The 20,413-nt window shown below is 47.3% G+C and carries 19 protein-coding genes; 8 read left to right on the plus strand and 11 right to left on the minus strand.

What is annotated here, in order from left to right; all coding sequences use genetic code 11:
* Positions 1-20: 20 nt before the first annotated feature.
* The gene (locus VP504_RS07240) at positions 21-1,307 is read right to left on the minus strand and encodes an NCS2 family permease (RefSeq protein ID WP_325893615.1); all 1,287 of its coding nucleotides are present in this window, start codon (positions 1,305-1,307) and stop codon (positions 21-23) included.
* Between the two features lie 992 nt (positions 1,308-2,299).
* Here VP504_RS07240 and VP504_RS07245 point away from each other — a divergent pair.
* A complete protein-coding gene (locus VP504_RS07245) occupies positions 2,300-3,940 on the plus strand; it encodes a methyl-accepting chemotaxis protein (RefSeq protein ID WP_325893617.1) in 1,641 nt (546 codons plus the stop codon).
* A 350-nt stretch (positions 3,941-4,290) separates the two neighbouring features.
* Positions 4,291-5,751: an aminoacyl-histidine dipeptidase gene (locus VP504_RS07250; protein ID WP_325893618.1), complete on the plus strand. Its 1,461-nt coding sequence runs from the start codon at positions 4,291-4,293 to the stop codon at positions 5,749-5,751.
* A gap of 51 nt (positions 5,752-5,802) precedes the next feature.
* On the opposite strand, the gene dinB is transcribed toward VP504_RS07250, so the two are convergent.
* From dinB to bolA, 10 genes are all read right to left on the minus strand, one after another.
* The gene (dinB, locus tag VP504_RS07255) at positions 5,803-6,861 is read right to left on the minus strand and encodes a DNA polymerase IV (protein ID WP_325893619.1); all 1,059 of its coding nucleotides are present in this window, start codon (positions 6,859-6,861) and stop codon (positions 5,803-5,805) included.
* A gap of 147 nt (positions 6,862-7,008) precedes the next feature.
* The gene (gene nqrM / locus VP504_RS07260; RefSeq protein ID WP_325893620.1) at positions 7,009-7,230 is read right to left on the minus strand and encodes a (Na+)-NQR maturation NqrM; all 222 of its coding nucleotides are present in this window, start codon (positions 7,228-7,230) and stop codon (positions 7,009-7,011) included.
* A gap of 10 nt (positions 7,231-7,240) precedes the next feature.
* The gene (locus tag VP504_RS07265; RefSeq protein WP_325893621.1) at positions 7,241-8,257 is read right to left on the minus strand and encodes an FAD:protein FMN transferase; all 1,017 of its coding nucleotides are present in this window, start codon (positions 8,255-8,257) and stop codon (positions 7,241-7,243) included.
* Between the two features lie 154 nt (positions 8,258-8,411).
* Entirely contained in the window at positions 8,412-9,635 is a 1,224-nt protein-coding gene (nqrF, locus tag VP504_RS07270; RefSeq protein WP_325893622.1) for an NADH:ubiquinone reductase (Na(+)-transporting) subunit F, read from the minus strand.
* Between the two features lie 31 nt (positions 9,636-9,666).
* Complete coding sequence (gene nqrE / locus VP504_RS07275; protein WP_002537045.1) at positions 9,667-10,263, minus strand: NADH:ubiquinone reductase (Na(+)-transporting) subunit E; 597 nt, start codon at positions 10,261-10,263, stop codon at positions 9,667-9,669.
* Between the two features lie 7 nt (positions 10,264-10,270).
* The gene (locus VP504_RS07280; RefSeq protein ID WP_002537043.1) at positions 10,271-10,903 is read right to left on the minus strand and encodes an NADH:ubiquinone reductase (Na(+)-transporting) subunit D; all 633 of its coding nucleotides are present in this window, start codon (positions 10,901-10,903) and stop codon (positions 10,271-10,273) included.
* Positions 10,896-11,678 (minus strand): Na(+)-translocating NADH-quinone reductase subunit C, encoded by a 783-nt coding sequence (locus VP504_RS07285; RefSeq protein ID WP_325893623.1) that lies wholly within the window; start codon positions 11,676-11,678, stop codon positions 10,896-10,898. The genes VP504_RS07280 and VP504_RS07285 overlap by 8 nt, the downstream gene beginning before the upstream one ends.
* Entirely contained in the window at positions 11,665-12,909 is a 1,245-nt protein-coding gene (locus tag VP504_RS07290; protein WP_325893624.1) for an NADH:ubiquinone reductase (Na(+)-transporting) subunit B, read from the minus strand. Before VP504_RS07290 ends, VP504_RS07285 begins: the two co-directional genes overlap by 14 nt.
* A 3-nt stretch (positions 12,910-12,912) precedes the next feature.
* Positions 12,913-14,253 (minus strand): Na(+)-translocating NADH-quinone reductase subunit A, encoded by a 1,341-nt coding sequence (locus tag VP504_RS07295; RefSeq protein ID WP_325893625.1) that lies wholly within the window; start codon positions 14,251-14,253, stop codon positions 12,913-12,915.
* A gap of 487 nt (positions 14,254-14,740) precedes the next feature.
* Positions 14,741-15,064: a transcriptional regulator BolA gene (bolA, locus tag VP504_RS07300; RefSeq protein WP_062708553.1), complete on the minus strand. Its 324-nt coding sequence runs from the start codon at positions 15,062-15,064 to the stop codon at positions 14,741-14,743.
* A gap of 212 nt (positions 15,065-15,276) precedes the next feature.
* On the opposite strand from bolA, the gene VP504_RS07305 reads away from it, so the two are divergent.
* The 6 genes from VP504_RS07305 to VP504_RS07330 all read left to right on the plus strand — a co-directional run bounded on the left by VP504_RS07305 (position 15,277) and on the right by VP504_RS07330 (position 20,404).
* Positions 15,277-16,428: a methyltransferase gene (locus tag VP504_RS07305; protein WP_062708504.1), complete on the plus strand. Its 1,152-nt coding sequence runs from the start codon at positions 15,277-15,279 to the stop codon at positions 16,426-16,428.
* 3 nt (positions 16,429-16,431) lie between these two features.
* The gene (locus VP504_RS07310; RefSeq protein ID WP_062708501.1) at positions 16,432-17,004 is read left to right on the plus strand and encodes a YajG family lipoprotein; all 573 of its coding nucleotides are present in this window, start codon (positions 16,432-16,434) and stop codon (positions 17,002-17,004) included.
* Positions 17,004-17,570: a peptidylprolyl isomerase gene (locus tag VP504_RS07315; RefSeq protein WP_062708489.1), complete on the plus strand. Its 567-nt coding sequence runs from the start codon at positions 17,004-17,006 to the stop codon at positions 17,568-17,570. The genes VP504_RS07310 and VP504_RS07315 overlap by 1 nt, the downstream gene beginning before the upstream one ends.
* A gap of 18 nt (positions 17,571-17,588) precedes the next feature.
* Positions 17,589-17,954 (plus strand): hypothetical protein, encoded by a 366-nt coding sequence (locus tag VP504_RS07320; protein WP_062708487.1) that lies wholly within the window; start codon positions 17,589-17,591, stop codon positions 17,952-17,954.
* Between the two features lie 49 nt (positions 17,955-18,003).
* Complete coding sequence (locus VP504_RS07325; RefSeq protein WP_325893626.1) at positions 18,004-19,398, plus strand: AmpG family muropeptide MFS transporter; 1,395 nt, start codon at positions 18,004-18,006, stop codon at positions 19,396-19,398.
* A gap of 256 nt (positions 19,399-19,654) precedes the next feature.
* On the plus strand, positions 19,655-20,404 hold the full coding sequence (locus tag VP504_RS07330) for an outer membrane protein OmpK (RefSeq protein ID WP_325893627.1): 750 nt from the start codon (positions 19,655-19,657) through the stop codon (positions 20,402-20,404).
* Positions 20,405-20,413: the final 9 nt, after the last annotated feature.

Consider the following 20,413-nt stretch of genomic DNA (forward strand, 5'->3'; position numbering starts at 1 on the left):
CGATTGCGGCGTATTGTGTCTTACATAACAAATTTCAGCAAGAACAGGGCAGCAAGAACCCAAATACTGATAGGCACATCACGTCCTTTACCACTGAATGCTTTGATCGCACAGTAAGAGATGAAGCCCAGACCAATACCGTGAGCGATGGAGTAGGTCAAAGGCATCAACAGACACACTACAACAACAGGTGCCGCCTCCGTCAAATCACGCCAGTTAACGCTCACCAGGCCCGACATCATAAGGATAGCGACGTAAAATAGTGCACCCGCGGTTGCATATGCCGGAACCATACCTGCCAATGGAGAGAAGAACAACGCAAGCAGGAACATGATACCCACAGTCACTGCAGTCAGACCAGTACGGCCACCTGCAGCAACCCCTGACACACTTTCAATATATGACGTAGTATTCGATGTACCCAGAACCGCACCCACAGTAGTCGCGGTACTGTCAGCCAACAGTGCACGGTTCAGACGTGGCAGTTTTCCATCTTTATCCAGTAGCTCTGCTTTTTGCGCAACACCTACCAAGGTGCCCGCTGTATCAAACAAGTCAACGAAAAGGAAAGCAAACACGATAGAAATCAGACCGACTTCCATCGCACCGGCAAAATCAAGCTGCATAAAAGTTGGAGCAATGCTTGGTGGTGCAGACATGATGCCGCCATATTGGATTTCGCCGAACAACACACCCAATGCAGTCACGATAAGAATCGCAATCATTACTGCACCTTTGATGCCGCGGTTAACTAGGCCAATAGTCAAGAAAAAACCCAATGCTGCCATCGCAGGACCAAAAGCAGACAAATCGCCCATTGAAACCAGCGTTGCTGGATGGTCAACAACAATGCCGGAGTTTTGCAATGCAATCAGCGCCAGAAACATACCGATACCCGCAGAGATACCGGTGCGCAGTGAAAGCGGAATTGAGTGGATAATCCACTCACGCACTTTGAACAGGCTTAACGCAATAAAACATACACCCGACAGGAATACTGCGGCCAATGCCACCTGCCATGAGTAACCCATCTGGAACACAACAGTGTAGGTAAAGAATGCATTCAAACCCATACCTGGCGCCTGGGCCACAGGATAGTTTGCAACCAAGCCCATGATGAAACAGCCAATTGCCGCCGCTAAACAGGTTGCAACAAAGACTGCACCACGATCCATACCTGTTTCAGATAGAATCGCTGGGTTTACGAAAATGATGTAAGCCATTGTCAGGAAGGTAGTCAGTCCTGCAATAACCTCGGTTTTGATATCTGTACCTTGCTCTTTCAGTTTAAAAAGACGCTCAAGCATGGCTTTCTGTTCCTTGGAAAGTAAGAATTTGGAAAATTTTCACGCAAACGTTTGTGGAAAACGTTTGCGTGAAAATTTGACGCGCATATTACCCGCCACATCACAAAATTTCCAGCGTGAATAACCACTTGAAAATCTTGATTGCTGGCGAATTAAACGACAGTTCGCGACCCTAAGGTCTGTACATATTATGTTAGAAGGAAACGCTGCTTAATAAATGTACTGTGTTGAAATCTGAGAGTTATATAAAGAAGTGGCTGAACAGAATGAGATCTGCTCAATGATTCACCAATTGATAGGTAAAAAAAACGCCACTTTAAAAGTGGCGCCAGATAAAAATGGCGTTCCCAAACTGCGGAAACAAAGTATCTGTTAGAGCGGGGTATTACAGTTGAGGACCTCGGTCCTCAGGGGGAACAAGTAAACTTACTTACGGCTGTACCCGAACATCGCCGGATAGCGAAAATTAGTGGTGTATACAGAACCGCGATTCCAGTATTGACACGCTGAGCTACCTTTCATCAGCTTATTACCTCAAAAAAATTCGAAAAGAATGCAGCTTCGTTAAAAGCTCGGTTCCGTGGAGACGAATACATTTCGGGCTTATCCATAAACAAATGAAAGCGCATGGCCATGTCCCGGGCAAAGAGCCCAATCCAAGGGACAGCGGGATAATAGCTTTTTCGTTACTTTATTACAACCAATAAAGCGACATAGATCACTCTTTACCTGAAAACCCTCCAGTTAATGTAATTTAATTACACACGGTTTCAAATGTTATAGAGAAAAATGTTAAGACATCTAGCTATTTCACCATAATTACTTGAATACCAAACGTCATGCTGAAAAAGTAGACAGTATAACTATAATTAAGACACAACAAGACAGGACTCGCTCATATAGGCTGCTCTAAACCCAGCTGAAAAGCGAACCACGGACAAACTGCAGTTGATGCTGTAGCTCCTTCAGTCACAACATAGGAATGTACTCTGATGCTTGTCAACGCTATTCGTAATATCAAAATCCGCCAGAGGGTTTTCATACTTGTCGCGATTATTCTAAGCGCCATGGTAATCCCAATTTATCTATTCGCCAGTCAAAACTACCAAGCCTTGATGGAGTATAAAAAGGATGAAACCAAAGTACTTGTGGAAAGCGGCCATTCACTAATTGAATACCATTACAACCGCTATAAAAATGGCGATATAACGGAACAAGAAGCCAAGCAGGCCGCTCTTGATGCGATTGCGGCTCTCCGATATGACCAGGGCAACTACTTTTGGATTAATGACAGTCAGCCTGCAATGGTCTTACACCCTATTAAGCCTGAGTTAAATGGTAAAGATCTTAGTCAATTTGAAGACAAGGCGGGGAATCGTCTGTTCGTTGAAATGGCATCAACAGCCAAACGTTCAGGAGGTGGTTTTGTTGACTATTTTTGGAGTAAGCCGGATTCTGACGTCCCTGTTCAAAAGAGTTCTTATGTGAAGCTTTTTCAGCCCTGGGGCTGGATTCTGGGCACAGGCATATATGTGGATGACGTAAAATCTAATTTTGCCAGCGGGATTACATTTCTGATTGCGTGTATGACAGTGATTTTTGGAATAGTTCTTTTTATCAGCGCAATTATCGGACAATCTATCGTTGCACCAAGCGTCAATACGGCCAAAGCACTGGAAGATATATCGAGTGGTCAGGGAGATCTATCAAACAGACTACCTTCTTCCGGTCGAGACGAACTCAGTCAGATAGCCCGCTTCTTCAACCGTTTCATCGAACAAATTCGTGGCATAGTCGGAGATATAAATCCAGTGTCTGACACGCTCGCCAAATCAGCGGATGCAATGGCTCGTTTATCTGAAAGTTCCGAAAGACTGGCAAATCAGCAAAGTGCAGAAATCGACAGCATTTCCGCCGCCGTCAATGAACTGCTGGCCAGTAATCAAGAAATGGCTTCTTCAGCCGCACATGCTGCGCAGGAAGCGCAACTTGCTACAAATGAATGCCATCAAGGTCAAAAAGTTGTCAACGATATGCACCACCAGATGCAAGGGATGGTTAATAGTATTCAGAGCGCTTCTAACGAAGCGAATATGCTGTCAGATGACTCAAAGAATGTGGGTCAGGTGCTAGATGTCATTCGCTCCATTGCGGAGCAAACTAATTTGCTTGCGTTAAACGCTGCTATTGAGGCTGCACGTGCTGGCGATCAAGGTAGAGGTTTTGCGGTGGTAGCAGATGAGGTTCGTACTTTAGCCATCCGTACCCAACAGAGCACTGATGAAATTGAAACCATCATTACTTCACTGCAAACCCGCGCTTCGTCACTAAATGCAGAGCTAGGTAAAACGCAGACCCTTTCTGAGGCTACAGCCGAGCACAACCAGCTAACCCAGCAAGCTTTGACGGCCATTGACGACAAGGTTGTAGACATCACTGAAGTAACACAATCTATAGCTTCTGCGTGTAGCCAAACAGCTTCTGCCACGGAAGATATTAACGTCAACCTGAACAATCTTGTCAGTAAAGGACGGGAGACCGTTGAACAAAGCCGTGACCTCACAGAGCAAAGCTTGGCATTGTCGGCAGTGGGCATTCAACTTAAAAGTGCCATCGGCCAGTTCAAGATGTAGTCAACCGCACTTACTCCAGAGGTATGCTTTTAACAAAGCATACTTTTACACTACAAATTCTGTTAATTTGACGGCATGCCATAATGGCATGCCGTTTTCGCACATAGACATGGTATGTCGTATGGGACAGAATCAATGTAGTGATATCCAAATAACCTAAAGATGCTCGCATTCAGAGGTTATCAATGCGTTCAATTCGAAGCGAATTTTGCGAGGAATAGTCGTTCTATTTTCGTGGAATTTAACGAAGAAGCGGGCGCATTGAGGCCCTACCTTCGGGTTGTTTGGGCATAAAACCCATTTTGGCTTTGTAAAGCGCCTTTTTATTTCGAGTTTTCTGGAGAAAACCTGTGTCAGAAATCAGCCAACTATCGCCACAGCCTGTGTGGCAGTTTTTCGATAAGATCTGTTCTATCCCTCACCCATCCAAGCATGAAGAGCAACTGGCACAGTACATTGTAGACTGGGCAAGCGGTGAAGGACTTTCTGTCACACGTGACGATATCGGCAACGTGATTATCAGAAAGTCTGCCACGGCTGGTATGGAAAACCGCAAAGGTGTCGTGCTTCAGGCACACATCGATATGGTGCCGCAGAAAAACGAAAACACAGAACATGACTTCACGACCGATCCGATACGTCCATATATTGATGGCGATTGGGTGACAGCCGATGGCACCACATTAGGCGCTGACAATGGCATGGGGATGGCAACATGTCTTGCGGTTCTGGCGTCTAAAGACATTGAGCATGGTCCTCTGGAGGTGCTGCTGACGATCGATGAAGAAGCCGGCATGACTGGTGCATTTGGCTTGAAGGCTGGTTGGCTAGAAGGTGAAATCCTCCTCAATACCGACTCGGAGCAGGAAGGTGAAATCTACATGGGTTGCGCCGGCGGTGTAGATGCCTCCATTGCTTTCTCTTTGGAACGTGAAACCCTAGGCGTCGGTTACGTAGGTAAAAAGCTACAGATTAAAGGTCTGAAAGGTGGTCACTCCGGTGTTGATATTCACACAGGCCGTGCAAATGCAAACAAACTGTTGGGCCGCTTTCTAGCTGGTCACGCGAACGAATTGGGCCTTCGTCTGCTTTCAGTCCGCGGCGGTACACTTCGCAATGCCATCCCGCGTGAAGCTTTTGCAGATGTCGCCGTCCCAGCAGCCAACGAGGAAAAGCTGACAAATCTGTTCAGTCATTTTGAATCTATTCTGAAAGAAGAACTGGGCGCTGTAGAGACCTCCGTCGCACTATCGGTTCTGGATACCGAGCTTACTGAGCAAGCGTTTAAGCCAACCGTTCAAAGCCGAGTTATCGCCACTATCAATGCCTGTCCTAATGGGGTAATTCGCATGAGTGATGATATTCCCGGCGTAGTAGAAACCTCTTTAAACCTCGGTGTGATTACCACTGAAAACGACCAGATGACCCTGCTTTGTCTTATTCGCTCTCTGGCTGACAGTGGGCGAAGCTATGTAGAAAGCATGTTGAAATCCGCTGGTGAACTGGCGGGTGCGAAAGTCACCTTCTCTGGCGCATACCCGGGCTGGAAACCAGACCCAAACTCAGAAATCATGCATGTTTTTAGAAAAACCTATGAAGACATCTATGGTCGTGCTCCTGACATCATGGTGATCCACGCTGGTCTCGAGTGTGGCCTGTTCAAAGAACCGTATCCAAACATGGATATGATCTCCTTTGGTCCAACCATCAAGTTCCCTCACTCCCCGGATGAGAAAGTGAAAATTACAACTGTTGGACTCTTCTGGGAGCAAATGGTGGCAATGCTGAAAGCCATCCCTGAGAAGGTATAATCCAAGAGCGCTAATTGGCGCTCTTTTCTATTCATGGCTCTCTCCAAGCCATTACCACTCAAAGCTGAGTTGCGAAGGCTGATTCTTCTCTGCTGACTTCAATCCTACCGACAGGCCAATAAGCCGCACTCCCCTCCCCTGCTGTCGTGATAGCGCCTCGTGCAGCAGCTCAGGAAACATCGCATTGTCATAACGCCACTGGCGATGTTCCACCGTGGTTTGCTGAAAATCAGAGAATTTGAGTTTTACGCCCTGCCGGACAATCTCCATATTGGGTGACACACGTTTGAGTCGGGTTTCCATCTCTTCAAAGAGACTGGTCATCACATCCATACATTCTTCTTCAGTCTGAATATCCTCTGGCAAGGTGCGCTCAACGCCCACAGATTTTCTGACACGCTCCGTTTCAACGTTTCGTTCATCAATACCATGGCAACGTTTCCAGAGGGAAAGACCAAACTTCCCAAATCGTTTGAGCAGTGTGTTCTTATCAAACTGTTGGACATCTTCGCCTTTATAAAGCCCCATCTCGTGAAGCTTCGTCAAAGTCACTTTTCCAACACCCGGTATTTTCTCGAGCGCCAGAGACTTAACAAATGCATCCACCTCATCCGGCGTCACAATATACATTCCATCTGGCTTGTTAAGGTCGGACGCTACCTTGGCAACAAACTTCACAGGTGCTATCCCTGCAGAAGCAGTCAGGCCAAGTTCTTCTCGGATGGCTCGACGGATATCGTCAGCAATCATGGTCGCAGAACCTTGAAAGAGTGAGCATTCATTAACATCTAGGTATGCTTCATCTAGAGAGAGGGGTTCTATTTTGTCGGTGTAGCGCTCGAAAATAGCGCGAATTTGGCGGGAAACACTTTTGTATTTATTCATGTCCCCACGAATCACCGTGAGGTTTGGGCAAAGCTTCAAGGCATAGGCTGTTGCCATGGCAGAGCGCACACCGAACTTACGGGCGATGTAATTACAAGTCGAAATCACCCCGCGACGCTTTTCAGAACCGCCAATAGCAAGAGGTATATCGCGCAGCGAGGGGTTATCCCGCATCTCAACTGCTGCGTAAAAACAATCCATGTCGACGTGGATTATCTTTCTCATAAACTCGCTCGCTCAGACTTAACACTGTTTATATATACAGCAATGCAGCCAGATGTCAATCTGACATCCCCCCAATACCTCTCAAAAATAAAGAAGCCTATGTTTTCTGAAGTCATAAAAAAACCGCCTGGTCAGGCGGTTTTTTGTTTAAATGATTTGATTCTTTTTCCACTCTTCGGTCTTGGCTGACCGAGCTTCACGCTTCTTCCGCGCATCACATGGTTCTGGGCAGTCACACTCTTTCTCGATACCGACTGCGCCCAGACCACCACAACTACCGCTGATGGTTTTGCGCTGAATAATGAAGCCAATAGACATACCAGTAATCACCAGAATGAATACCGCGAAGGTTATCAGATACACAGACATCTTATTACCTTTAACGTGTGAGATAGGGTTTAAACGCATCCGATGCGACTTCGTTAAATCCATTATCCGTCTTTACAATGAAAAATGCAGGAATATTTTCCTGGTTCGCTAATGCAAGCGCCGCATCTGGACCCATCACCATAAAGGCCGTAGACAGACCATCCGCCGTCATACAAGACTTATCGAGCACCGTTACAGACACAAGCCTATGGTTGATTGGCTTGGCTGTTGCTGGGTTGATGGTGTGCGAGTAACGAACACCATTTTCTTCAAAATAGTTTCGGTAGTCACCTGATGTGGCAATAGCCATATCACCCGGTGCAATGATTTCCTGCACGGTTTGCTGTTCAGAAGTTGGCTTTTCGATGGCAATACGCCATGGCTGCCCTTCTGCATTTTTACCTTTCAGTTGAAGTTCACCACCAATCTCAACCAAATAGTTACTAATACCCAAAGATGTCAGGTAGTTGGCAATCACATCTACACCGAAGCCTTTGGCGATTGACGATAGATCAACATATAAACCCGGATTGGTTTTGATCAGATTGTTGCCGTCCACAGACAAGAACTCAATACCTGTCATCGCACGACGCTCAGCAATCTGCTCGACCGTTGGCACCCGATCGGGGCGTCCTTCAGGACCAAAGCCCCAGAGATTGACCAAAGGACCAACTGTCACATCCAAAGCACCGTCAGACAAAGTGTTCAAACGAATCGACTCTGCCACCACTTTTGCCGTATCTTTCGACACAGTAAATGGTTCACTAGTTTTTTGCTGGTTGAACAGACTCAACTCTGAGTCTTTGCGGTAGGTCGACATCTGGTCATTAACCAACTCCAGACGCGCATCAATCTCTGCCTGAATATCATTGGATGCACGCGTGTCACCATCGGCAAGGTATTTCACCGAGTAGTAGGTGCCCATCGTAGACCCTGTCAGGTGCGCTTGCTTAGGTGCTTGTTCACAGGCAGCCAAAACCAGCAGCGCACTGATCATTAGACCGACTGACAACAGGAATTTTTTCATTACATCATCCAGTTGTTTAAAAGAAGGATCAGAAAGAATCACTTTCGACTATGGTAAGCTTAAAAAGCCTTTGAGAAAACAATGATTCTGTCTGATTAGATGCAAAATGGCTGACCCAAAGGCCAGCCATTATCTCTTTCAGACTGTGTAGTGATTAGCCACCGAAGTCATCCAGCAGGATGTTTTCGTCTTCAACACCCAAGTCTTTCAGCATGCCGATCACGGCGGCATTCATCATTGGAGGACCACACATGTAGAACTCACAATCTTCCGGCGCGTCGTGATCTTTGAGATAGTTCTCGTACAGCACGTTATGAATGAAGCCAGTGTAGCCTTCCCAGTTGTCCTCTGGTAGAGGATCAGAAAGTGCACAGTGCCAAACGAAGTTTTCGTTTTCTGCCGCCAAGCCATCGAAATCTTCTACGTAGAACATTTCACGCTTAGAACGCGCACCGTACCAGAAAGACATCTTACGACTAGACTTCAAACGCTTAAGCTGGTCAAAGATATGTGAACGCATTGGTGCCATACCTGCACCACCACCCACAAACACCATTTCTGCGTCAGTATCTTTCGCGAAGAACTCACCGAACGGACCTGAGATCGTACACTTGTCACCTTCTTTCAAAGACCAGATGTACGAAGACATGATGCCTGGCGGTACGTCTGGATTGTTAGGTGGTGGCGTCGCAATACGCACGTTCAGCATGATGATGCCAAACTCTTCTGGGTAGTTCGCCATTGAGTACGCACGAATGGTTTCTTCGTTAACCTTGGACTCGTAACGGAACAGGTTAAACTTCTCCCAGTCTTCACGATACTCTTCTGGAACATCGTAATCTGCATACTTAACGTGGTGAGCAGGCGCTTCGATTTGGATGTAACCACCCGCACGGAACGGTACTGACTCGCCGTCTGGAATTTGTAGCTTCAGCTCTTTGATGAAGGTTGCTTTGTTATCATTAGAGATAACAGAACATTCCCATTTCTTCACGCCGAAGATTTCTTCAGGGAGCTCGATGTCCATGTCAGTTTTCATTGCTACCTGACAGGCCAGACGCTCGCCTTCACGCGCTTCACCCTTGCTGATGTGGTCAAGTTCAGTTGGCAGAATATCACCACCACCCGATTTCACTTTCACGCGGCACTGGCCACATGAACCACCACCACCACAAGCTGAAGATACGAATACACCTGCACCTGCCAGCGCGCTCAGAAGCTTACCGCCCGGTTGCGTGGTGATTGCAAGGCTTGGATCGCCGTTTACAGCGATCGTGATGTCACCTGATGGTACCAGCTTGGACTTGGCGAACAGAATCACCAGTACCAGTGCCAGTACAATGAGAGTAAACATCACTACACCAAGAATAATGTCCATTGACTATTCCTTAATTCGCGGTTTACCCGACTTACAGTTGAACACCGGAGAAAGACATAAAGCCTAACGCCATCAGACCTACAGTGATGAAGGTAATCCCCAGACCACGAAGTGCAGGTGGTACGTCAGAGTACTTCATCTTTTCACGGATACCTGCCAGCGCAACAATCGCCAGCATCCAGCCCACACCAGAGCCAAAACCGTAAACCACAGACTCCATGAAGTTGTAGTCACGCTGAACCATGAAAGATACGCCACCGAAGATTGCACAGTTCACTGTGATCAGCGGCAGGAAGATACCCAGTGCGTTGTATAGCGGCGGGAAGAAGCGGTCCAGAACCATTTCCAGGATCTGTACCAGTGCCGCGATAACGCCGATGAAAGTGATGAAGTTCAGGAAGCTAAGGTCCACGCCCTCAACAATCGCACCGTTTTTCAGTACCAGGTTGTAAATCAGGTTGTTAACCGGAACGGCCACAGACAGTACTACGATTACCGCAACACCCAGACCGAAAGAGGTTTTTACTTTCTTGGACACCGCCAGAAAAGTACACATACCCAGGAAGAAAGACAGTGCTAGGTTTTCGATGAAAATCGAACGAACCAGCAGGCTAATGTAATGTTCCATTACGTACTTACTCCTTCGCTTCTACTTGTTCAGGTTTGAAGTAACGTACAACCCAGATCAGGAAGCCGATCAGGAAGAACGCTGATGGGGCCAGAAGCATCAGACCGTTTGGCTGGTACCAACCACCTTCTGAAGTCAGAGGCAGGATTGACACGCCGAACAGCTTGCCTGAGCCCAGCAGTTCGCGGAAGAAGCCAACAGAAATCAGTACGAAACCGTAACCCAGACCGTTACCGATACCGTCGATGAATGATGGCAGCGGTGGCGACTTCATCGCGTACGCTTCTGCACGACCCATAACGATACAGTTGGTGATGATCAGACCAACGAATACCGACAGCTGTTTAGAGATGTCGTAAACGTAAGCTTTAAGGATCTGGTCTACCACGATTACCAGCGATGCAATGATCGCCATCTGAACGATGATACGCACAGAGTTAGGAATGTGGTTACGAATAAGCGATACGAACAGGTTGGAGAATGCCGTTACGAAAACTACCGCAAGGGTCATTACAAACGCTGTTTCCAGCTTGGTGGTTACTGCCAGTGCAGAACACACGCCCAATACCTGAAGGGCAATTGGGTTGTTATCCAGTACTGGAGACCAAAGATTCTTTTTCAGTTCTTTAGAATCAGCCATTTATCAGCTCTCCCTGTTGAACTTTCTTCAGGAATGGGCCAAAGCCGTTGTCACCAAACCAGAAGTCAAACGTGTGCTGTACACCGTTTGAAGTCAGAGTTGCACCTGACAGACCGTCTACACCGTAAACGTCTCCAGGTTGAGCACCGCCTTTAACAACTTTCAGTGCTGGCATGCCTTTGTCATCAAACAGCAGTTTGCCTTCGAACTGTGCACGCCAGCGAGGGTTCTCAACTTCGCCACCCAGACCCGGAGTTTCACCGTGCTGGTAATAAGCGATGTCAGAAACAGTCTTGCCGTCTGTGTCCAGTGCAACGAAAGCATACATCATGCCCCATAGACCACTGCCGTGTACTGGCAGGATCAGACGTTCAGTTTGACCCGCGCCGTCTTTTACCAGGTAAACTTTGGCAATGTCAGACAGGCGGCCAATCTTGGCGATATCTTTGTCTGCAGTGAGTTTTACTGACTGAGATGGGTCAGATGCTGCAATGCGTTGGTCAAAAGCCTTCGCTTCTTCAACGGTACCTACAAGCTCACCTGTCTTCAGGTCAACCAGACGCGGTTCGATGAACTTGTCGAAGGTTCCAGTGATGTTGCCGTTCGCATCGATACCAGCAACAGAAAGGATGTTGCGCTGTACGTCCAGTACGGCATTTTTCTCTTGCAGAGGGCGCAGAGAAACGGCCGCGAAAGATACCACGACTGAACACACTAGGCTCAGCGCGATAACTACGGTCAGCGTTTTTTTAATGCTATCGTTATTGCTTGACACGAGCCAGTCTCCGTTTGATGTTGCCCTGGATTACCAGGTTGTCGAACAGTGGCGCAAACAGGTTCGCAAACAGGATAGCCAGCATCATACCTTCTGGGTATGCTGGGTTAACCACACGAATCATCACTGCCATCGCACCGATCAGGATGCCGTACCACCATTTCGCTTTGTTGGTAAACGACGCGGAAACTGGGTCAGTCGCCATGAACATCATACCGAACGCAAAACCACCCAAAACCAGGTGCCAATGCCATGGCATGCTGAACATTGGGTTAGTGTCAGAGCCTATGATGTTAAACAGGGTCGCTGTAGCTACAAGACCAATCATGGTACCCAGAATGATGCGCCAAGATGCGATTCGCATCGCTACGATCATTGCACCACCAATGAAGATTGCCAGCGTTGACACTTCACCGATTGAGCCTGGGATGTGACCAATGAATGCATCCATCCAAGAGGTTGCTTGGCCAGTAATGTTATTAACCAGCGCGCCTTGACCACCTTGAGCCCATTGGCTAAGGGCTGTCGCACCTGAATAACCGTCAGCCGCAGTCCAAACCAGGTCACCTGAAATCTGTGCAGGGTATGCAAAGAACAGGAACGCACGGCCAGCAAGTGCAGGGTTCAGGAAGTTACGACCGGTACCACCGAAAATTTCTTTTGCAACAACAACACCAAAGGTAATACCCAGTGCTGCTTGCCACAGAGGAAGTGTAGGTGGAACAATCAGAGCAAACAGGATAGAGGTCACGAAGAAGCCTTCGTTCACTTCGTGCTTGCGGACCATACAGAACAATACTTCCCAGAAACCACCAACGATGAACACCGTTGCGTAGATTGGTAGGAAATAAGTCGCACCCAGCATCATCATACTGCCCCAGCCCGCTTCAGAAGAAAGCGTGCCGCCAAGCATTTCCGTTAGCCAGTAGTGCCAGTTACCATCGATAACCGCAACCAGTTGGTCGCCGCTGTACATAGAGTTCAGCGCCATAATGGCTTGGTTACCTGCGTTGTACATACCGAAGAACATGGCAGGGAACACAGCCATCCACACCATGATCATGATACGTTTGAGGTCGATGCTATCACGAACGTGTGCACCGCGTTTGGTCACAAGGCCAGGAGTATAAATAACGGTTGCTACTGCTTCGTAAAGCGCAAACCATTTCTCGTGTTTGCCACCAGGCTCGAAGTGATGCTCGATATCTTCAAGATAATTCTTCAGGCTCATTGCTTACCCTTCCTTCTCAATTTGATCCAGGCACTCGCGGAGCATAGGGCCAAAATCGTACTTGCCAGGGCAAACAAAAGTACACAGAGCAAGATCTTCAGGATCCAGTTCCAGTGCGCCCAGCTGAGACATACTGTCCAGGTCACCTGCACAGATATCACGCAGCAGCAGAGTCGGCTCGATGTCCAGAGGCATCACACGCTCGTAGTTACCGATTGGTACCATTGAGCGCTCACTACCGTTTGTGGTAGTGGTCATATTGAACAGCTGGCCTTTAAAGAACTGGCTTAAGTATGCGCGGGTAACAGAGAACTTGTTCTTACCTGGTGTAATCCAGCCTAACAGTTCTTTTTCACGACCTTCACGTAGCGCACTCACCTGAAGATGATAGCGGCCAAGGTAACCGTGAACACCACCAGCGTTCGTACCACTTAGTACGGACCCAGAAATGAGACGGATTTCACCAGGCATTAACTCATTATCAGTGATGTCTGAAATGGAAGCACCGACCTGGGTGCGAATGAGACGAGGATTGTTAACAACTGGCCCTGCCAGAGAAACAACACGATCAGTGAAAACTTCACCTGTCAGGAAAAGCTTACCGAAAGCGATCACGTCTTGATAGTTCAGGTGCCATACCTGTACGTCCATGCCGACAGGACGCAGGAAGTGAATATGGGTGCCAACCAGACCTGCTGGGTGAGGACCATTAAACACTTGCTCTTCCACATTGGCTTGGTTGCTACGCGGCAGGCTGGATTCGCCTTTACACACAAACACCTTACCGTCGGTCAGGCGTGAAAGCACGTCCAGACCTGCTACAAACGCTTCTTGCTGTTCATTAATGATCAGCTCTGCGTTTGCAGCCAGAGGGTTTGAGTCCATCGCTGTAACAAAAACAGCTGCAGGACTTGCGTCAACCGCTGGTGTTTTGCTGAATGGGCGGGTACGGAGCGCCGTCCACACACCTGACTCAACAAGTTGGTCTACGACCACTTGACGATCCAGGCCTGCGATGTCGGAGGCTTCGTATTTGTTGAAAGTGACTTGCTCGTTGCCTTCTACTTCGATGACAACAGACTGAAGAACACGTTTTGCACCGCGGTTAATTTCAACCACAGTACCCGCTGCAGGAGCAGTAAATTTAACGCCTTGGTTCTTCTTGTCTTCAAAAAGAACCTGACCTTTTTTCACTACATCCCCAACACGAACATGCATCGTTGGACGCATGCCAACGTACTCTTCGCCAAGCAAGGCGACTTTTTTGATGGCAGGGCCATCATTTATCACCTGAGCTGGAGTCCCGGCAATTGGGATATCCAAACCCTTTTTTATTGTAATCATACGCACTTGCACTACATTAACGGGAAAAAATTCTGTTATTGCGCAGTTTAATACACGACTTTCCACTGTCTGGCTGAGCGATTCATCCGCTCACCTTCGCAACTTCCTCATCACCAACCCGCAACAATTCGAGGCATGGGGTCAGTTTTCAAGCGGTGGATTCTATCATCAACCAAAGTCGCTATTCCACGGCAATCACCGTGATACACCCTGAATTTTCAGCAACTGAACAAACTATGCTCAATTGTAAGCGATAAGTATGAGCAGGTGCACAACTTATGGTGCAAACGTGATGTAGATTAGTTGTTAGAGAAATAACATCTATCACGTAGACCTGTCGTCATCTCGGACACGCTAATACACTCAGATTTTTTAACATCTGCTCACATTTCAGGACGGTTTTGGTCCCAAGCTTTACGACTGATATCCAGTAGTGATTTTCCTTACTGCGCTAAAAAGGCTGTTTAAAACAGCCCATTGTCAATCACTACTCGGTATCTAAAACAGAGCCACCGTGACATGGCGGAGAGACCGGAGCCTGCTCATTTATTTCACGCCACTCCCCTTCAGTATAAGTATGAATTGCAAGTGCATGGATATCATTTTGCAATTCTTCACTCAGAGCCTGGTTTACCGCACGGTGCCTTGCGATAAGGCGTTTTCCTTCAAACTGTTCACTGACAACGGTGACTTTAAAGTGGCTTTCTGCCCCTTCCGGTACGTTATGCATGTAACTTTCGTTTTTCACATCCAAATGCACCGGTGAAAAAGCGGTATTGAGTTTTTCCTCAATTCTATGCTGAACTTTCATTGTTCCCTCTGGCTTTAAACGTAACGGGCTGAATGCACTGGGTTGGTTCTGAATCTCAATCAACTGCAGAAATTCATGGTTTAGCGTTGGCACTTTTTCCATGAGTCAGTCAATACAAATAAATCCCAACACAACCTGCATATTGCGCCGTTTTCGGTATATTATTTGCGACAATATACTCTATTCTCACAAGCACTTCGCCGATACCTCTCATGAAGACAACATTAGACATTTCCGGTAAGGCATTTTCTTTACGCCGTTACCCCATCCAGAAAAACGACACTCTGCAAGCATGGGATGCGGCTGATGAATACTTGATTGAACAACTGGAACAGGCCGAACTGCCAGCAGGTAGCCATCTTCTCGTGCTAAACGATGGTTTTGGCGCAATAAGCTGTTGGGCTGCAGAAAAAGGGTACCACGTTACCGCTGCCAGCGATTCACATCTCGCCCAAATCAGTGCTGATGCGAACCTCAGTAAAAATAACCTGAACAGTGTGAATTTTATTTCATCGCTAGAACCATTGCCGAACGATGCTGATATCATTGTGATGAAGCTTCCGAAATACACACGTTTTTTGGTTTGGCAACTCCAGCAAATATCGCAATACTCGCGAATAGGTGTGCAAGTTATCGCAGGCGCAAAAACGAAAGATATTCACACATCAACGCTCAAACTGTTCGAAAAACATATTGGTACTACACACACCTCACTGGCCAAGAAAAAAGCACGGTTGATTTTCTGTCTGAAAGAAAAGCAACTTGGATCAGCACCTGTTGAAACCACGTCTTTTGATGTTACTGATTACCAAATGACGCTGCAAAACCATGCCAATGTGTTTTCTTCGGAAAGTCTAGATATTGCGGCCTACTTGATGCTCAAACATATTCCAAGTAACGAAGACTTCAAACATATCATTGATCTAGGATGCGGAAACGGGGTGCTTTCAGTGGAAGCTGCACGCCGTAACCCTCAGGCCAAAGTGACTGCCGTGGACGAAAGTCACATGGCTGTGGCATCAGCATCTGCTAACCTGCTTAAACATGGTATTACAGCGGGACGTTTCGATTGCAGAGTCAACGACTGCTTGAATGGTTTTGAGCCAAACAGTGCTGACTTGGTGTTATGTAACCCACCATTCCATCAACTGAACACAGTGACGGATCACATCGCTTGGCAAATGTTTTGTGACGCCAGACGGGTTCTTGGACCCAATGGGCGCATTGTAGTGATTGGGAACCGCCACCTCGGCTATCATGCTAAATTGAAACGTCTTTTTGGCAATGCACAAGTCATTGCTTCTGACCGTAAGTTTGTTATTGTCGAGGCTTATAAACAGCCTGATTCTAAAGGGATGCGTTAACTCATGAAAAAACTACTGCTTGTTTCCGGACTGTTACTGGGCCTGACTGCTTGCTCGTCCCCCCGCGAACCTCAGATGACGATTGCGCCTCAGCCTTCAGTCTCATCCGTACCAGTCGCGCAAAGTAAACCGGTTACGGTAGAGAGCCGCGACCTGCGTACCGCACAATTTGTTGCCGTCGTTGATAATGGCCGTAAAAATGTACAACCAATTCAGGCTACCTCAAACGTGCGTGTGGTATTGGAAGATGCGCTTATCCGTCAGTTAAATTCACAAGGCTATAAAGTGGTTGCTGACAGCAAAGGTAAGCTACGCATGGATCTGCTTGATGCCTTAGTGAAGGTAGAGCACAGTGTTTTTTCCCATACGATGAACACCAACGTTCAGATCCAATTGGTTGCCGATAATGGTCAGAACAAGTTCGTGAAGCGCTATACTGGTAAATCGACCACTGAAGGCTCTACCAGCGCATCTGTAGAAGACATGGAAATGGCTCTGAACAGCCTGCTCGAAGCCGTACTGCAAGACATTGCGCGTGACCAACAGCTCATGACATTTATGAACGAGAACTTCTGATGAAAAATGTGTTAAAAACTGTACTTGTTGTCATCTCTTTGTTTGCTGCCCAGGCTATGGCAGCAAACCCTGTGGTTAGCGTTGAAACCAGCGTGGGTAACTTCAAACTAGAGCTATACCCAGAAAAAGCACCTAAAAGCGTAGAGAACTTCCTCAAATATGTGGAAGATGGAAGCTATGTGGGCACCCAGTTTCACCGTGTTATCCCTGGATTCGTTGCACAAGGAGGTGGTTACGATGCGTCATTCAAACCACGTCCAAATACCTATGGTGAAGTGGTTAACGAATCAAAGAATGGGCTAGGTAACGAGCGTGGAACGATTGCGATGGCGAGGCGTAAGGCTCCAGACTCTGCGACACGACAATTCTACGTTAATCTACGGAATAACAGTAACCTGGATGGTAACAGTCACAAATACGGCTACACAGTGTTCGGTAAAGTCATTGAGGGCTTTAACACTGTCGAGAAAATGGCAAAGGTTAAGACCATCACAATCCCCGAAGCTCGCATGCGTGATGTTCCTCAGCAACCTATACTGATCGAGAAGATTCTCATTATCAATTAAGTAACAGGTAAAGAGGGAATGCTAAAACTCGTTGCAGACAATCCCGAAACCAATAATGATGAGCTTGCCGGAGAACATGTTCGACAACATGCACCGGCATTTGCTGCTGATGTCATTCGTTACATTCTCCACCAAGCTTCCTACGACAATTTAGTAAACTCCAGCCAAAACCAGTTTATGGATTGGTGGCAACTGTCAATATCCGGCGGTCCTTCGGAAGACGATTACGAGTCAGTTTACTGGTACCTTCTCTACCTCATCGAATCCCGCAGAGAAGACGAATTGCGGGGTAACCGTTTTGTGAACCAACGTCTCAAAGAGTGTGCTTGCTATCTGATCAATAAAGAAAAATTGCCCCGGTTTGCACGTGGCATTCGTCCTTGAAGCACGGTAGCATGATTCTACCCTATACAGATAACAAGGACGTACACTGATGTCCCCCTCTTCCCATCCAACTTGGCGTGAGACGCTGAATAGCTATCTTGACCGCAGACTCCTATGGGTCTTCATGTTGGGCTGCGCAAGTGGCTTTCCATGGCTTTTGATTGGTTCAAACATGTCAGGCTGGCTGAAAGACGCTGGCCTTACCAGAACAGCAATCGGTCTATTCGGTTCTATTTTCGCGGTATATGCGATCAACTGGATGTGGGCGCCACTGATTGACCGGGTAAAATTACCTGTGCTGCACCGCACCTTGGGTCAACGACGCAGTTGGATCTTACTGATGCAGGTCATTATGTTGGTCTGTACACTTCTCATCGCCAATACCAACCCTTCATTTAACCTTTGGCTAACCTCTGTTCTTGCATTCACCATTGCGCTGGCTTCGGCCACCCAAGATATCGCTGTAGATGCATTCCGTATAGACAGTTTTGGTGAGCAGGAAAAGTCCAAAATGCCGCAGGCTGCCGCCATGGCTGTGATTGGTTGGTGGACAGGTTACAGCCTTCCTGGCTATTTCGCTTTTATCAACGCTGATTCAATAGGCTGGAATGGCGTTTACTACGGCATGGCAGGTTTTATTGTGCTTCTTATTCTGTTTACGCTATTTGTTGGCGAGCCGGACTCACAACGAGACAAACTGCAAGCTGAAGCTGAATCACGTTACGCTAAGCGTTTAAATCAAGGCGAGAACAGCATTCTGGTATGGTTCTCAGTGACCATCGTTGAACCTTTTGCTGAATTCTTCAGGCGCAATGGTGTAAAAGTCGCACTCACTCTTCTCCTCTTTGTATTTTTGTTCAAGATTGGTGAAGCCTTCCTCGGCCGTATGTCGATCGTGTTTTACAAGGAAGTGGGCTTTAGCAATGAGCAAATTGGCTATTATTCCAAGCTAATTGGCTGGGGCGCGACCGTTGTCTTCACCTTAATTGGTAGTGCAATAAATGTGCGTTTCGGTGTCGTGAAAGGGCTTCTGATTGGTGGTATTGCTATGGCCGCCAGTAACCTGATGTTTGCGTTGATGGCACATGTTGGGCCAAATGAGAACTTATTCCTTGCCACCATCATTGTGGACAACTTTACCAGTGCATTCGCAACGATAGCCTTTGTGTCTTTCCTGACATTTCTTACTGGCCGGGCTTTCTCTGCAACTCAATATGCCTTGCTCGCTTCACTCGGCAATCTTGGCAGGACAACCCTTTCATCCTTCAGTGGTTCTCTTGTCGATTGGATTGAACAGTTTGAGTGGATTCACAACATCAGTTGGCTTGATCCGTGGTCTTTCTTCTTCATCCTCACTACTGTCATGGTCATTCCAAGCCTCGCCATGATTGTGGGACTCAGGAAACACTTTAGAAAGCTTCAAGACGCGCAGGAAACCACCTAATCTGTGTTTAATCCGCGACAATTGTCGCGGATTCATATCTCAAATCCTGTTTAAACCGCCTTTCTGATCATCTTTTGAAACATATATCTCTAATTCAATCCTTTTCAACGGGATCTAAATCACAATTAGCAAACGATTGCGATTTCATTGCATTTTATTTTTTGAACTTTCCCATAGAATGGCGCCCGTTACGGCGGAGGTCCAACCAATAGGTGTCTTTGCCATTTCTTTTCTGACGGTGTAAAGAGAACTCAAGATGCGTAAATCAGTAGTAGCACTTAGCGTCCTGGCAGCAGCAGCTGCTGTTCCAGCTCAAGCGGAATACCTATTCGGCTTTGGTGGCATGTATGCAGACTACCAAGTTTGGAACCACGGTTTTGGTAATGACAATGACAACTTCGGTGGCGATATTTCTGATCGCAACCAAGCAGTGATTGGTATCGAAGGCGGTGCTGGTTTTACTTGGGGTCAAATCTACGGTTTCTACGACTACGAAGGCGTTGATCGTGGTACAGGTGACCGTGGCGCATCAGCTAAAGGTACTATCCACTACAACCTGACTGACTCTGGTGTGAGCCTTTACGCACAAGTGTACAACACTGATTCAGATGCAGGCTTCCACGAGCAAAACCGCGTTATCGGTCTGGGCTACACTGGCCTGAAAGGCGATGGTTGGGCATTGACTCCATTCATCGGTGTACACGAGATCAATTCTGGTGACATCAGCGGTGCAAACGGAGGCATGGCAGGTTGGGTTGGCTTTTACAACACCAACATCGGTAGCCAGAACTTCACTTTTTCAACCTGGGGTGAATACGAGTTTGGTCGCCAAGACGCTTACGCGGCTGTACAAGGCGACGACTGGGGCCTTAACGGTTCTGTTAACGCGATGTGGAACATCACTCAAAACTGGTCAACAGGCGTTCTTTACCGTTACACGGTGAATAAGCTGGCGCGTAAAGATTACCAAGACCTGATGATCTACCGTGTACAATACAACTTCTAATCAGAAGAG

It is taken from the genome of Grimontia sp. NTOU-MAR1 (assembly GCF_035758505.1).
GTDB lineage: Bacteria > Pseudomonadota > Gammaproteobacteria > Enterobacterales > Vibrionaceae > Enterovibrio > Enterovibrio marinus.

Coding starts and splice junctions, on each gene's coding strand:
- VP504_RS07240 (WP_325893615.1), bottom strand. CDS start 1,307: ATGCTTGAGCGTCTTTTTAAACTGAAAGAGCAAGGTACAGATATCAAA.
- VP504_RS07245 (WP_325893617.1), top strand. CDS start 2,300: ATGCTTGTCAACGCTATTCGTAATATCAAAATCCGCCAGAGGGTTTTC.
- dinB (WP_325893619.1), bottom strand. CDS start 6,861: ATGAGAAAGATAATCCACGTCGACATGGATTGTTTTTACGCAGCAGTT.
- nqrM (WP_325893620.1), bottom strand. CDS start 7,230: ATGTCTGTGTATCTGATAACCTTCGCGGTATTCATTCTGGTGATTACT.
- VP504_RS07265 (WP_325893621.1), bottom strand. CDS start 8,257: ATGAAAAAATTCCTGTTGTCAGTCGGTCTAATGATCAGTGCGCTGCTG.
- nqrF (WP_325893622.1), bottom strand. CDS start 9,635: ATGGACATTATTCTTGGTGTAGTGATGTTTACTCTCATTGTACTGGCA.
- nqrE (WP_002537045.1), bottom strand. CDS start 10,263: ATGGAACATTACATTAGCCTGCTGGTTCGTTCGATTTTCATCGAAAAC.
- VP504_RS07280 (WP_002537043.1), bottom strand. CDS start 10,903: ATGGCTGATTCTAAAGAACTGAAAAAGAATCTTTGGTCTCCAGTACTG.
- VP504_RS07290 (WP_325893624.1), bottom strand. CDS start 12,909: ATGAGCCTGAAGAATTATCTTGAAGATATCGAGCATCACTTCGAGCCT.
- VP504_RS07295 (WP_325893625.1), bottom strand. CDS start 14,253: ATGATTACAATAAAAAAGGGTTTGGATATCCCAATTGCCGGGACTCCA.
- bolA (WP_062708553.1), bottom strand. CDS start 15,064: ATGAAAGTTCAGCATAGAATTGAGGAAAAACTCAATACCGCTTTTTCA.
- VP504_RS07305 (WP_062708504.1), top strand. CDS start 15,277: ATGAAGACAACATTAGACATTTCCGGTAAGGCATTTTCTTTACGCCGT.
- VP504_RS07310 (WP_062708501.1), top strand. CDS start 16,432: ATGAAAAAACTACTGCTTGTTTCCGGACTGTTACTGGGCCTGACTGCT.
- VP504_RS07315 (WP_062708489.1), top strand. CDS start 17,004: ATGAAAAATGTGTTAAAAACTGTACTTGTTGTCATCTCTTTGTTTGCT.
- VP504_RS07320 (WP_062708487.1), top strand. CDS start 17,589: ATGCTAAAACTCGTTGCAGACAATCCCGAAACCAATAATGATGAGCTT.
- VP504_RS07325 (WP_325893626.1), top strand. CDS start 18,004: ATGTCCCCCTCTTCCCATCCAACTTGGCGTGAGACGCTGAATAGCTAT.
- VP504_RS07330 (WP_325893627.1), top strand. CDS start 19,655: ATGCGTAAATCAGTAGTAGCACTTAGCGTCCTGGCAGCAGCAGCTGCT.